Origin of the sequence: uncultured Clostridium sp., from assembly GCF_947072515.1 — a bacterium.
Lineage (GTDB): Bacteria > Bacillota > Clostridia > Clostridiales > Clostridiaceae > Clostridium.
In genome coordinates this window covers 43499-57575 of sequence record NZ_CAMTIG010000005.1, presented here as the reverse complement: position 1 = coordinate 57575, position 14077 = coordinate 43499, and the positions used below count along the sequence as shown (strand labels likewise).

The 14077-nt window shown below is 29.0% G+C and carries 12 protein-coding genes; all 12 read left to right on the top strand.

What is annotated here, in order from left to right:
• The first annotated feature begins 58 nt into the window (after positions 1-58).
• The 12 genes from Q0W06_RS03260 (at position 59) to purB (ending at position 13910) form a co-directional block, all read left to right on the top strand.
• Positions 59-1327, top strand: a complete 1269-nt coding sequence (locus Q0W06_RS03260; RefSeq protein WP_297631347.1) for a pitrilysin family protein — start codon at positions 59-61, stop codon at positions 1325-1327.
• Between the two features lie 112 nt (positions 1328-1439).
• Positions 1440-1730 (top strand): YlmC/YmxH family sporulation protein, encoded by a 291-nt coding sequence (locus tag Q0W06_RS03255; RefSeq protein WP_297631344.1) that lies wholly within the window; start codon positions 1440-1442, stop codon positions 1728-1730.
• Positions 1731-1749: 19 nt separating this feature from the next.
• Positions 1750-2946, top strand: a complete 1197-nt coding sequence (gene dapG, locus Q0W06_RS03250) for an aspartate kinase (protein WP_297631341.1) — start codon at positions 1750-1752, stop codon at positions 2944-2946.
• Positions 2947-3004: 58 nt separating this feature from the next.
• Positions 3005-3709 carry an ATP-dependent Clp protease proteolytic subunit gene (locus Q0W06_RS03245; RefSeq protein ID WP_297631338.1) on the top strand — a complete coding sequence of 235 codons (705 nt, stop codon included), beginning with the start codon at positions 3005-3007 and terminating at the stop codon, positions 3707-3709.
• A gap of 97 nt (positions 3710-3806) precedes the next feature.
• Positions 3807-6230 (top strand): DNA translocase FtsK, encoded by a 2424-nt coding sequence (locus Q0W06_RS03240; RefSeq protein ID WP_297631335.1) that lies wholly within the window; start codon positions 3807-3809, stop codon positions 6228-6230.
• A 70-nt stretch (positions 6231-6300) separates the two neighbouring features.
• Entirely contained in the window at positions 6301-7641 is a 1341-nt protein-coding gene (gene rimO, locus Q0W06_RS03235; protein ID WP_297631332.1) for a 30S ribosomal protein S12 methylthiotransferase RimO, read from the top strand.
• Complete coding sequence (pgsA, locus tag Q0W06_RS03230) at positions 7625-8215, top strand: CDP-diacylglycerol--glycerol-3-phosphate 3-phosphatidyltransferase (protein ID WP_297631329.1); 591 nt, start codon at positions 7625-7627, stop codon at positions 8213-8215. The genes rimO and pgsA overlap by 17 nt, the downstream gene beginning before the upstream one ends.
• A 253-nt stretch (positions 8216-8468) precedes the next feature.
• Positions 8469-9521 (top strand): recombinase RecA, encoded by a 1053-nt coding sequence (gene recA, locus Q0W06_RS03225; protein ID WP_297631326.1) that lies wholly within the window; start codon positions 8469-8471, stop codon positions 9519-9521.
• A gap of 230 nt (positions 9522-9751) precedes the next feature.
• A complete protein-coding gene (rny, locus tag Q0W06_RS03220) occupies positions 9752-11293 on the top strand; it encodes a ribonuclease Y (RefSeq protein ID WP_297631323.1) in 1542 nt (513 codons plus the stop codon).
• Positions 11294-11648: 355 nt separating this feature from the next.
• Positions 11649-11909, top strand: a complete 261-nt coding sequence (locus tag Q0W06_RS03215) for a stage V sporulation protein S (RefSeq protein ID WP_297631321.1) — start codon at positions 11649-11651, stop codon at positions 11907-11909.
• 124 nt (positions 11910-12033) lie between these two features.
• Positions 12034-12294 carry an HPr family phosphocarrier protein gene (locus Q0W06_RS03210; protein ID WP_297631318.1) on the top strand — a complete coding sequence of 87 codons (261 nt, stop codon included), beginning with the start codon at positions 12034-12036 and terminating at the stop codon, positions 12292-12294.
• 185 nt (positions 12295-12479) lie between these two features.
• A complete protein-coding gene (gene purB / locus Q0W06_RS03205; protein WP_297631316.1) occupies positions 12480-13910 on the top strand; it encodes an adenylosuccinate lyase in 1431 nt (476 codons plus the stop codon).
• Positions 13911-14077: the final 167 nt, after the last annotated feature.

Sequence of the window (14077 nt, the reverse complement as noted above, 5' to 3'; positions counted from 1 at the left end):
AAAAGGGCAATTTATTTGCCTTTTTTTTATACATAAAGAAAAAGAAAAGGAGAGAATTATGCATAAAATTATAGAGTTAGAAAATGGTCTAAAAATAGTAATGGAAAAAATAGATGGCGTGAATTCTGTAAGTGTAGGAGTAATGATAAAAAATGGGTCAAGAAATGAAGAACCTAGATTAAATGGAATATCACATTTTATTGAACATATGTTTTTTAAAGGAACAGAAACTAGAACATTTAATAAAATAACTAGTGAAATTGAAAATATTGGTGGGCAAATAAATGCTTTTACAGGAAAAGAGTCTACTTGTTATTTTGTCAAAGTATTAGGAAGCCATATAGAAAAAGGCTTAGATGTATTATCAGATATAATTCTAAATTCTAAATTTGATAAAGATGAAATTGAGAAAGAAAAAGGTGTAGTAGTTGAAGAAATAAACATGAGTACTGATTCACCAGAAGAAGTTTTAGAAGATTTACATGCAACTATATCATATAAAGATTCAGAATTATCATATCCAATTTTAGGAACAGAAGAAAAAGTAAGAAGTTTTACTAGAGAAGATATTATAGAATATATTGAAGAAAAATATGCACCTAAAAATTCTGTTATATCAATTTGTGGAAAAGTTGATTATGAAGAAATAGAAAGTTTAGTGAGAAAATATTTTTCAACATGGAAAAATAAAAAAGAATATAATCATGTTTATGAAGAAGTAGAAGTTTCTAGTGGAACAGGTTTTATAGAAAAAGAAATAGAACAACTTCATATAAACATATCATATAGAGGATTAAAATATAATCATCCTAAATCATATGCATTAGTATTAGTAAATAATATATTAGGTGGAGGAGCTTCATCAATACTATTCCAAAAGGTTCGTGAAGAACTAGGCTTATGTTATTCTATTTACTCTTATATGGACTCATATAAAGAATGTGGTGGAATGAATGTATATTTAGGATTGAATAAAAATTCTGCAACTAAAGCATTAGAAGTTATAAATGAAGCGGTAGAGAATTTTGTTCAAAATGGAATAACAGAAGAAGCATTGAAGATAAATAAAGAAAAAATAAAAGGAACATTTATTTTAGGGCAAGAAAGCACAAGTTCAAAAATGTTTGCAAATGGTAAATCATTATTATTTAGAGGGAAAATAAGAACAGAAGAAGAAGTTCTTGAAAAAATAGATGAGATCACTATGGAAGACGTAAATTTTGTTATTAAAGAGTGTTTTAGAAGTGGAGCAGTAAATACTGTTTATGTTGGTCAAAAAGTAAATATTGAAGACTTAAATTCAATTATATTTAAGAAGAATTTTTAAAGTCTATTTATAGAAAAAAAATAGAAGATGATATATAATAAGTTGTAATATACTTCCGAAATAATTAATAAATATATATATAATATTTATTAATTAGAGGGAGGTATATCTTATGTATATACATGGAGAAAAAAATATAAAATATCTTAGTGAATTAGAAAGGTATGAGCTTATAAATATAAATGATGGCGAGAAATATGATTATCTTCAAAATAATGATTTAGTTATTGATGAAGAGGGAAAGATAAAATATCTTTTAATAGATGCAACATCTTCAAAGTTTAATCTTTTTGGAGGTTCAAGAGAAATTTTAGAAATTGATTGGTCATGTGTACAGAAAGTTGGCGCAAAAACAATAATACTAGATGCGGATGAAAAAAGTATAAGAAGAGCAAAGGTATGATTTTTAAGGAGGAATTAATGTGAAAATAGTAGTTCAAAAGTTTGGAGGAACTTCTGTATCAACAAAAGATAGAAGAGAAAAAGTAATAGAAAAAGTAAAAAAGGCTATTGAAAATGGTTTTGCACCAGTTGTTGTAGTATCAGCTATGGGAAGAAAAGGAGAGCCTTATGCTACGGATACATTACTATCTTTACTTGATGATAAATTTAAAACATATAATAAGCAATCTACAGATCTTTTAACATGTTGTGGTGAGTTTATAAGTTCAGTTGTCATGAGTAATGAATTATTTAATGCAGGAATAGATGCAGTGGCATTAACAGGTGGTCAAGCTGGCATTCAGACAAATAATGAATTTTCTGAAGCTGAACATATAAAAGTAGATACAGCGAGAATTAAGAGAATTTTAGAAAAAGGTAAAGTTCCAGTAGTTACAGGATTTCAAGGAATGACAGAGGATGGTTACTTTACGACATTAGGTAGAGGTGGAAGTGATACTAGTGGAGCAATATTAGGGGTTGCATTAGAAGCTGAAAGAATAGAAATTTACACTGATGTAGATGGAATAATGACGGCGGATCCTAGAATAGTTGAAGATGCCTCCCTTATAAATGTAATAAGTTATAACGAAGTATTTCAACTTGCAGATCATGGAGCAAAAGTTATTCATCCAAGAGCAATAGAAGTAGCAATGAAAGGGAATGTTCCACTTTTAATTAAAAATACTATGAGTGAGTGTGAAGGAACACTTATAAATAATAATGGGGATATTAAGCATCCTAAGATTATTACAGGAATCACTCATCAAAATAATAGAATACAAGTAAAAATTCAGTTTGAGGAAAATAAAAATAATAATAATTATAGAAATGTATTGGGATTTTTAGCAGCTAATAATATAAGTTTAGATTTAATAAATATTTTTCCAGAAAGACAAGTTTTCACTATAGGTGGAGATAGAAAAGAAAAATTAGAAAAAGTATTACAAACATTAGATTTAAAATATGAATTAGTAGAAAACTGTAGTCAACTTGCTATTGTTGGAAGTAGAATGACAGGAATTCCTGGAGTAATAGCTAAAATAGTTCAAGGGTTAACTGAAAATAATATTGAAGTTCTTCAAACAGCAGATTCACATATGACTATTTGGTGTCTTATTCATACAAAAAATGTAGAAAAAGCAATAAATGCTCTACATAAAATATTTGAACTATAATAAAAATGAATAAAAAAATAACTCTCGTGCAAAATAAATTTGTACGGGAGGTGTTTTTATGAAAAAAAAGACAGAATCGAAAACTTCAGAGATAATTGAAGAGGATAAAATAGAAAATGAAAAAATTGAATCCATTAAAGAACTTGGGAATACTGGAGCAGTAGAACCAAATGAAAGGATAAGAATTTTATCTATAATAGGACAAATAGAGGGGCATGTAGTTGCACCAGCTCAAACAAAGGCGACGAAATATGAGCATATTATTCCACAAATAATAGATATAGAACAAAATGAAAATGTTGAAGGTGTTTTAATTGTAATAAATACAGTAGGTGGAGATGTGGAAGCAGGTCTTGGAATAGCGGAAATGATAAATTCTATATCTAAACCAACAGTTTCAATAGTTATAGGTGGAGGTCACTCTATAGGGGTACCTTTAGCAACATGTTCAACATATTCATTTATAACGCCATCGGCAACAATGATAGTTCATCCTATAAGAATGAATGGATTTATAATAGGTGTATCTCAAACATTTGAATATTTTAGAAGGATGCAAGAGAGAATAAATGGATTTATAGTAAGAACATCTAAAATAAAACCTAAAAAACTAGATGAATTGCTAAGACAAACAGGTGATTTATTAAATGATATGGGGACTATTTTAATTGGAGAACAGGCTGTTGAATGTGGACTTATAGATGGAGTTGGTGGATTAAAAGATGCTATAGAGAAATTAAATAACCTTATAGATGAAAAATAACTTAAAGGTCAGCTATATTGAATATGGCTGATTTTATTCTTGTTTTTAAAAGGAGTTTTATATAATTTGTAGAATTTAATGATAGTGGGGTGATTAAGTGAGCAAAAAGAGAGTGAATACAAAGGGACGTACAAGCACAAACACTAAAAAAAGTCCTAAAAAAAGTTCTGAAAAAGTAAAAAATACCTCTAATAAGAGTGGGGATATAAAAGGAATTATAATTATAGCAATAGGTTTAATATTATCATTGGCTATATATACAAATTTAATAGGAAGTCTTTCTAAATTTTCACAAAGTATAGTTCAATTTTTAGTAGGTATAGGTGGATATGCAATTCCTGTATATATTTTATACCTTGGATATGAATATATAAGAGGAAAAGGAAGAATAAAAATAAATAAAAATTTTATTGGGATTACAATATATTTAATATTATTTATTTTAATAAGTTCAACTATATATATACATGATTTAAAAGAGGTTACTTTTACTAGTGGATTTAATGAAGTAGCTACAAATAAAGGAGCAATAAATGGTGGTATATTAGGATATATAGTGTCATATCCGATGTACAAGCTATTAGGTGCAATAGGCTCATACATAATTTATTTTGCATTTGTTTTGATAGGAAGCATTTTAGTTTTTGATATTACACTTTATGATTTAGGTATAAAAGTAAAAGAAAAAAGCAAATCACTAAATAAATTAAGAGAAGATAAATTTGCAGAAGAACATGGATTTATTGATGTTGTTAATGAAGGTGAAGTAGAGAACAAAAGAATTAAAACTGATGATTCTAAATTAAAAACATTAAAATTTATGCAAAACTCTAGTTTGCATAATGAAGAACCAGATGATTATGAAGAATTTGAAGAAAAGAAAAAAGAAGAGCAAAAGAAACCAAAAGAAAAAGAAGCTGTTGAACCAAAAAGAAAAGCTGTACCTAGAATTCATGAACCTATGATTGAGAAAAGCAAGGGAAAAGATGTAAATGGAGATGAAAAAGAAGAAATTCATAATGCCATTGAAAATAGTTTATTAGAAAATAAGAAAACTAAAGATGAGAAAGAATATATAAGACCATCATTAGACTTGTTAAAAATAAATAAAGATACTGAATTGAATGGTAGTGATAGACAAGATCTTATAAAAAGTGCAAATAAATTAACAAGCACTCTTATGAGTTTTGGAGTTGAAGCAGAAGTGAATCAAGTAACTAAAGGACCTTCAGTAACACGATTTGAACTTCAGCCAAGTCCAGGAGTAAAGGTAAGTAAAATTGTAAATTTAGCTGATGATATAGCTTTAGGATTAGCAGCATCAGGAGTGAGAATAGAAGCGCCTATACCAGGAAAGTCAGCTATAGGAATAGAAGTACCAAATAAAACACAAACTCCAGTATTCTTAAGAGAAGTATTAGAAAGTGAAGATTTTACTAAAACAGATAAAAAACTTGCTATAGCATTAGGTAAAGATATAGGTGGAGAATGTGTGGTAGGGGATTTAAGTAAAATGCCTCATACTCTTATAGCAGGAGCAACAGGTTCAGGAAAAAGTGTATGTATAAATACATTAATAGTTAGTTTGTTGTATAAGTATTCTCCAGATGAGGTTAAACTATTAATGGTAGATCCGAAGGTAGTTGAGTTAAGTGTGTATAATGGAATACCACATCTTTTAATACCAGTAGTAACTGAGCCTAAAAAAGCAGCAGCTGCATTAAACTGGGCTGTTAATGAAATGACAAGAAGATATAAATTATTTGCAGACTCAGGTGCGAGAAATATAGATTCTTATAATCAATTATTTAATAAAGGGGTCATACAAGAAAAGCTTCCTTATATAGTTATAATAGTAGATGAACTTGCAGACCTTATGATGGTTTGTGCAAATGATGTAGAAGATTATATAGGAAGACTTGCGCAAATGGCTAGAGCGGCAGGAATGCACCTTGTAATAGCCACACAAAGACCATCAGTAGATGTAATAACTGGAGTTATTAAAGCTAATATACCATCTAGAATATCATTTGCAGTTTCATCACAAATTGATTCAAGAACAATTCTAGATAGTAGTGGAGCAGAAAAACTTCTAGGAAAAGGAGATATGCTTTATTATCCAGTAGGAGAAAGTAAGCCACTTAGAGTTCAAGGATGTTTTATATCGGAAGAGGAAGTAGAAAACTTAGTTAACTTTGTTAAGAAGGATATTTCTGATATAAAATATGAAGAGGATATTTTAGAACATATTCAAAAAGAAACTAAAAATGCAGAAAGTAGTTCTAATGGAGAGGAAGTAGATGAACTTTTAGGTGATGTTATAAAAACAGTTATTGAATTTAATCAAGCTTCAACTTCATTCATCCAAAGAAAATTTAAAGTTGGATTTAATAGAGCTTCTAGAATAATGGATGAATTGGAAGAAAGAGGAATAATATCAGGAAGAGATGGAAGTAAGCCAAGACAAGTACTTGTATCAAAAGAAGAGTACTTTAGCGAAGAGTTAGAAGAAATAGAATAAAATTTACTTGTCATAAAATAAAAAGAGATATAAAATAAAATAAGCAATTGAAACACAGGAGGAAATCGGTTTGGCAAAATATAAAGTAGGAATGGTAAGTTTAGGTTGTGACAAAAATAGAGTGGATTCAGAGATTATGTTAGGTGTTATGAATCAGACATACAGTATAACAAATGATCCAAAGGAAGCTGACATAATAATTGTTAATACTTGTGGATTTATAGAAAAAGCAAAACAAGAATCTATAGATACAATTTTAGAAATGGCAAAATATAAAGAAGATCACAATTGTAAGTTACTAATAGCAACAGGATGTTTAACTCAAAGATATGGTAGTGAATTGCAAGAGTTAATGCCAGAAATAGATATAATGCTAGGTGTTAATGACTATGAAAAAATAGATAAATTAATACTGAATTTTATAGATAATAATGAAATCATAACAAATGTGAATTATTCAGATAAGAACATAAATGAAGGAATAAGACTTTTAACTACTGATAAAAGTACTGCTTATATAAGAATAGCAGAAGGGTGCGATAATTTTTGCACATATTGTATAATTCCTAAGATAAGAGGGAAATTTAGAAGTAGACAAATGGAAAACATTATTGAAGAAGCAAAAGCATTAGCAAATTCAGGAACAAAAGAAATAATACTAATAGCACAAGATACAACTATGTATGGAAAAGATATATATGGAAAACAAAATCTTCATATATTATTGAAAGAACTTGCTAAAATAGAAGAAATAAAATGGATAAGACTTTTATATTGTTATCCAGAGGAAATATATGATGAATTAATCACTGAAATAAGTGAAAATGAGAAGGTAGTAAAATATTTAGATCTTCCAATTCAGCATATTAGTGATAAAATATTAAAGCTTATGGGAAGAAAGACAACTAAAAAAGACATATTAACAAAAATAGATACATTAAGAGAAAGAGTTGAAGGTATTGCATTAAGAACATCTCTAATTGTAGGATTCCCAAATGAAGGCGAAGAAGAATTTAACGAATTAAAAGAATTTTTAATTGATAAAAAGCTTGAAAAAGTTGGAGTATTTACTTATTCAAGAGAAGAAGGAACACCAGCTGCTATTATGGAAGAACAAGTGGATGAAGAAGTTAAAGAACAAAGAGAAAAAGCTCTTATGGAGGTTCAAAATGAGGTTTCAAAAGAGATAAATAACTTGAAAATAGGTAAAATTTATGATATTCTAGTCGAAGGAAATAATGGAGAATATTATTATGGAAGAAATTATGAAATGGCACCAAATATAGATGGAGAAGTGTTCTTTAAAAAAGATTGTACAGCTCCTAAAAAGGGCGATTTTGTAAAAGTTAAAATTGAGGAAAGTGCTGAATACGATCTAATAGGAGTTGGTATATGTGAATCTTGCGAATAAATTAACAATGGTAAGAATAATATTAGTTCCAATATTCCTAGTATTTATAGTAGCAAAAGGAATACCATATGGAACTTTTATTGCAACGTTTATATTTATTCTTGCATCTTTAACAGATAAATTAGATGGATATATTGCAAGAAGTAGGAATCAAGTAACTAATTTTGGAAAGTTTATGGATCCTTTAGCGGATAAATTACTAGTAACAGCAGCATTAATTTCGTTGGTAGAGTTAGGGCTTGTTCAAGGATGGGCTGCAATAATAATAATTGCTAGAGAGTTTGCTGTATCGGGATTAAGAACTATAGCTGCATCTGAAGGAAAAGTAATAGCTGCTAGTTGGTGGGGAAAAATAAAAACAGTTATACAAATAATTGCGATAATATTACTTCTAATAGAAGTAAATATTGGAACATCAAAATACCTTACAAATCTTGTAGCAAATCATAAAATAATTGAATACACTTTTACATCATTACCAACTATAATGATGTATGTAGCAGTAGTAATAACAGTTGTATCTGGCTGGGATTATTTTAGAAAAAATAAAGGTGTAATATCAACTAATAAATAAAAAAATAAGAGAATACTTAATAAAAGTACTCTCTTATTTTAACGTTTAAGAAGTATAATATGCTAAAGCAGTGACTATAAATATAGATAAAGCTTTAGCAGTTTATTTTTACAAAAATAAAAATACATAAAATGGAATAAAAGTAAAAAACATATGTATAAATTATTTTAAAATTGTTGACTATAATAATAAGATAATATATACTTAATATTAAGAAGAACATTTGTTCTATTCATCGAGGAGGGTGTATTAATTGAGTAATATAGATGTAAATAAATTAAAAGCCATAGAAGCAGCTATGGGACAAATAGAAAAACAATTTGGTAAAGGTGCTGTAATGAAGCTTGGTGAAAAAGCATCATTAGACATTGAAGCAATATCAACTGGGTGTTTAGATTTAGATATAGCATTAGGAATAGGTGGAGTACCAAGAGGAAGAATAGTTGAAATATATGGACCAGAAAGTTCAGGTAAAACTACAGTTGCACTTCATATGGTAGCTGAAACACAAAAAAGAGGTGGAGCAGTTGCATTTATTGATGCAGAACATGCTTTAGATCCATCGTATGCTAGAAATTTAGGTGTTGATACTGAAAGTTTAATAGTTTCACAACCTGATACAGGAGAGCAAGCATTAGAAATAACAGAAGCATTAGTTAGATCAGGAGCTATAGATACAATAGTTATTGATTCAGTTGCAGCTCTTGTACCAAAAGCAGAAATTGAAGGTGAAATGGGAGATGCTCACGTAGGACTTCAAGCTAGACTTATGTCTCAAGCTTTAAGAAAACTAGCAGGAACAATAAATAAAACAAATTGTGTAGCAATATTTATAAATCAGCTTAGAGAAAAAGTTGGAATAATGTTTGGTAATCCTGAAACTACACCAGGAGGAAGAGCTTTAAAATTCTATTCATCAGTAAGATTAGATGTAAGAAGAATTGATTCAATAAAACAAGGTGAATTTATAATGGGTAACAGAACAAGAGTTAAGGTTATTAAAAATAAAGTTGCACCACCTTTTAGACAAGCGGAATTTGATATTATGTATAATGAAGGAATTTCAAGAGAAGGTAATATTGTAGATGTTGGAGTTAAAGAAGGAATTGTTCAAAAAAGTGGAGCATGGTTCTCATACGGAGATATAAGACTTGGGCAAGGAAGAGAAAATGCTAAAATTTACTTAAAAGAAAATCCTGAAACAGCATTAGAAATAGAAAATACAATTAGAGAAAAATATAATTTACCAAAGGCAGAAGCAAAAGCTGAAGTTGCTGTAAGTAAAGCAGGAAAAACAGAAGAATAATTATTAAAAAGGAGAGATTTTTTTATCTCTCCTTTTTATAAAATATAAAGAAATTTGAAGAAATACAGAGAAAAATATTAGATATTTGCTCTATATCGCCCAACTTGACATAATTTTAATTTTAATATACAATAATAACAAATACTGGTTTATCATATTCAAGAATAACCATGAATGAATATGACACCAACTATGCTAAGTATAAAAAAATAAGCTTAGGAGGTGTTGTTTTGGAAGCAGCAGGTATTATTATTGGATATATATTGGTACTACTTATATTAGGAGTAGTAGTATATAAAACAATTCAAACAAAATCAAAAAATAAAATTGAAACTCTAGAAAAAGAAGCAGAAATGCAACTTGAAAATGCTAAGAGGGAAGCGGAATCTACTAAGAAAGAAGCTATCTTAGAAGCTAAGGAAGAGGTTCATAAACTAAGAAATGAACTTGAAAAAGATTCTCGTGAGAGAAGAAATGAAGTTCAAAGACTTGAAAGAAGAGTAATTCAGAGAGAAGAATCTCTTGATAAGAAAAACGATCTTTTAGAAAAAAGAGAAGAAACACTTAATAAAAGAGTGATAGACGTTGAAAAACTAGAAGAAGACGCAAATCTTCTTTATTCAAAAAGAAGAGAAGAACTTGAAAGAGTAGCAAACCTTTCAGGGGAAGAAGCGCGAGAACTTCTTTTAGGAGAAATCAAAAAAGAAATATCACACGATGCAGCTATAATGATTAAAGAAGTTGAAAGTAGAGCGAAAGAAGAAGCGGACAAAAAAGCCCGTGAAATCATAACTACTGCTATTCAAAGATGCGCTGCAGATCATGTTTCAGAAACGACTGTTCATGTTGTTGCACTACCAAACGATGAAATGAAGGGTAGAATAATAGGTAGAGAAGGAAGAAACATTAGAACTTTAGAAACATTAACAGGAGTTGACTTAATTATAGATGATACTCCAGAAGCAGTTATTTTATCAAGCTTTGATCCTATTAGGAGAGAAGTTGCTAGAATGGCACTTGAAAAGTTAATAGTGGATGGTAGAATACATCCAGCAAGAATCGAAGAAATGGTTATTAAAGCTCAAAAAGATGTTGAAAACAACATTAAAGAAGAAGGAGAACAAGCAACACTAGAAACATGTGTTCATGGACTTCATCCAGAGATTACAAAACTATTAGGAAGATTAAAATATAGAACTAGTTATGGGCAAAATGTTTTAAAACATTCTATAGAAGTTTCATATTTAGCTGGGTTAATGGCTTCAGAACTAGGTTTAGATGTTACTCTAGCTAGAAGAGCAGGATTACTACATGATATAGGTAAAGCTGTAGATCAAGAGCAAGAAGGACCACATGCATTAATTGGTGGAGATCTTGCTAAGAAATATGGTGAATCACCACTTGTAGTGAATGCAATTTCAGCCCATCATGGAGATGTGGAAATGCAGTGTCTAGAGTCGGTACTAGTTCAAGCAGCAGATGCAATTTCAGCTGCTAGACCAGGTGCAAGAAGAGAAACATTAGAGGCATATATTAAGAGATTAGAGAAGTTAGAAGAAATTGCTAACTCATATGAAGGTGTAGAAAAGTCATATGCCATTCAAGCTGGTAGAGAGATTAGAATTATGGTTAAACCAGATCAAATTGACGATACAGGAGCTATAGAACTTTCACGTAATATAGTGAAGAGTGTTGAAGAACAATTAGAATATCCAGGACAAATAAAAATCAGTGTAATTAGAGAAACTAGAGCCATTGATTTTGCAAAATAGTAAAAGAGGTATATCATTTTGATATACCTCTTTTAAATTTTTTAATATTAAAAAAATTATTGAAAAGACAAATGAAATTGATTAAAATAAAAATTTTTTTAAAAAATAAGCTATAAAATAAAAAAATATTTAAAAAAGTTTCAAATAAATATTAATAAATCATTGAAAATTAGTGGTAAATGTTAGAAGTTTTTAATAAAAAGAAAGAGTAACATGATATTAACTGAAAAAATGGTAAAATTTTAATTTATTTAAAGAAAAAAAAGGAAAAAAGGGGAAAATGGAGAATATATATAATATACCATTACATGGTAATATTAAGAAAAATGGTATTAATCTAAGGAGGAATATACAAATGGAAGTACTAAAAGTATCAACTAAATCAAGCCCAAACTCAGTAGCAGGAGCATTAGCTGCTATCATAAAAGAAAAGAATACTGTTGAAATACAAGCTATAGGAGCGGGAGCAATAAACCAAGCGGTAAAAGCAATAGCAATAGCTAGAGGGTTCGTAGCACCAACTGGAAAAGATATAATCTGTATACCAGCGTTTACAGATATAGAAATAGATGGTGAAGAAAGAACAGCTATAAAATTAATCATTCAACCAAGATAGTTGAAAATATATTATAAAAGCAATAATAAAAATAAAGTGAACAGTTGAAATTATAAGGAAAAAAGTTTATAATTAAGAAAGTTAATAGTAATTAACACAATATTAAGTAAAGAGGTGTATTTGCATGGTATCTAAAGAGGTTTTAGTAAAAAATGCTACTGGTTTACACGCTAGACCAGCAACTTTATTAGTTAAAAAGGCTTCATCTTTCAAATCGGATGTAAGCATAGAATTCAATGGTAAGAAAGCAAATGTTAAAAGCTTAATAGGAGTTTTATCATTAGCAGTTACTGCTAATTCAACTGTAACCGTTATGGCATCAGGAGATGATGAAGCTTTAGCAGTTGAAGAAATAGCAAGCTTAATAGAAAACTTAGAAGATTAGTAAGAAAAGACTCCTTTAAAGGGGTCTTTTTTTTATTTGTATAAAGAAAAGAAAATATATGAATAATAATGGGAAGAGAGTATTTAAAGTCTAATTTGTTAAAAAAGATGATAAATTGAAAAAAATATGATATAATACGAATAAAAGTTATTGAAATATAAAATATGTTCGTATGGAGGTATAAAATGAGAAATATTTATAATACACCACTTAATACAAGGTATGCATCAAAAGAAATGAGTTACATATTTTCAGATGATATGAAATTCTCTACGTGGAGAAAGCTATGGGTAGCTTTAGCAGAAGGAGAAAAGGAACTTGGATTAAATATAACTGAAGAACAATTAGAAGAATTAAGAGCAAATATAGATAATATAAATTATGATGAGGCTATAAAGAAAGAGAAAGAAGTTAGACATGATGTTATGAGTCATGTTTATGCATATGGAGTACAATGTCCTAGTGCTAAGGGGATAATCCATTTAGGAGCAACTAGTTGCTATGTAGGGGATAATACAGACATAATAATATTAAGAGATGGATTAGAACTTATCAGAGATAAAATAGTAACTGTTCTAGATAGATTAAGTAAGTTTGCAATGGAATATAAAGAAATGCCAACTTTAGGGTTTACTCATTTTCAACCAGCTCAATTAACTACTGTAGGAAAAAGAGCTACGTTATGGATGCAAGACTTAGTAATGGATATGGAAAATATAGAATTCCTTTTAAGTACTTTAAAATTAAGAGGAGTTAAAGGAACTACAGGAACACAAGCTAGTTTTATGAATCTTTTTGAAGGTGATGAAGAAAAGGTAAAAAAATTAGATAAAATAGTTGCAGAAAAAATGGGATTCCATAAAAGCTATGGAGTGACAGGGCAAACTTATCCAAGAAAACTAGATTCTATAGTTTTAAATACGCTTTCAGAAATTTCACAAAGTGCATATAAATTTAGTAATGATTTAAGATTACTTCAAAATATGAAAGAAATGGAAGAGCCTTTTGAAAAGCATCAAATAGGTTCATCAGCAATGGCTTATAAAAGAAATCCTATGAGAAGTGAAAGAATGAGTGCATTAGCGAGATATGTAATAGTAGATGCATTAAATCCAGCTATTACAGCATCAACACAATGGTTTGAAAGAACATTAGATGATTCTGCTAATAAAAGAATAGCTGTAGCAGAAGGATTCTTAGCCTTAGATGGAGTATTAAACCTATATATAAATATTTCAGAAAATATGGTTGTATATCCAAAGGTAATAAGAGCACATGTAGATAGTGAATTACCATTTATGGCTACAGAAAACATAATGATGGAAGCTGTAAAAAGAGGTGGAGATAGACAAGAACTTCATGAAAAAATAAGAGTTCACTCAATGGAAGCTGCAAAGAGAGTAAAAGGCGAAGGTCTTGATAATGATTTAATTAGCAGAATTATAGAAGATAAAACTTTTGGATTATCAAAAGAAGAAATTTTAAATATAATAGATCCAAAGCTATTTACTGGAAGAGCAGAAAGTCAAGTTGTTGAATTTATAGATGAATATGTTAATCCAATAATTGCAAAGCATAGAGAAGCAATTAATATTGAAAGTGAAATAACTGTATAAAAATGGTTGTTAGAAATTAAAAGTTAAAAAACTCTACCTATTAAAATTTATAGGTTAGAGTTTTTTTATATATAAAATTAAAGAAAAGATATTTTTTAAATTTTATTCTTCAATATAACTGAAATAGATGATAGAATTAGAGTTAACGATATATTTTTGGAGATGAT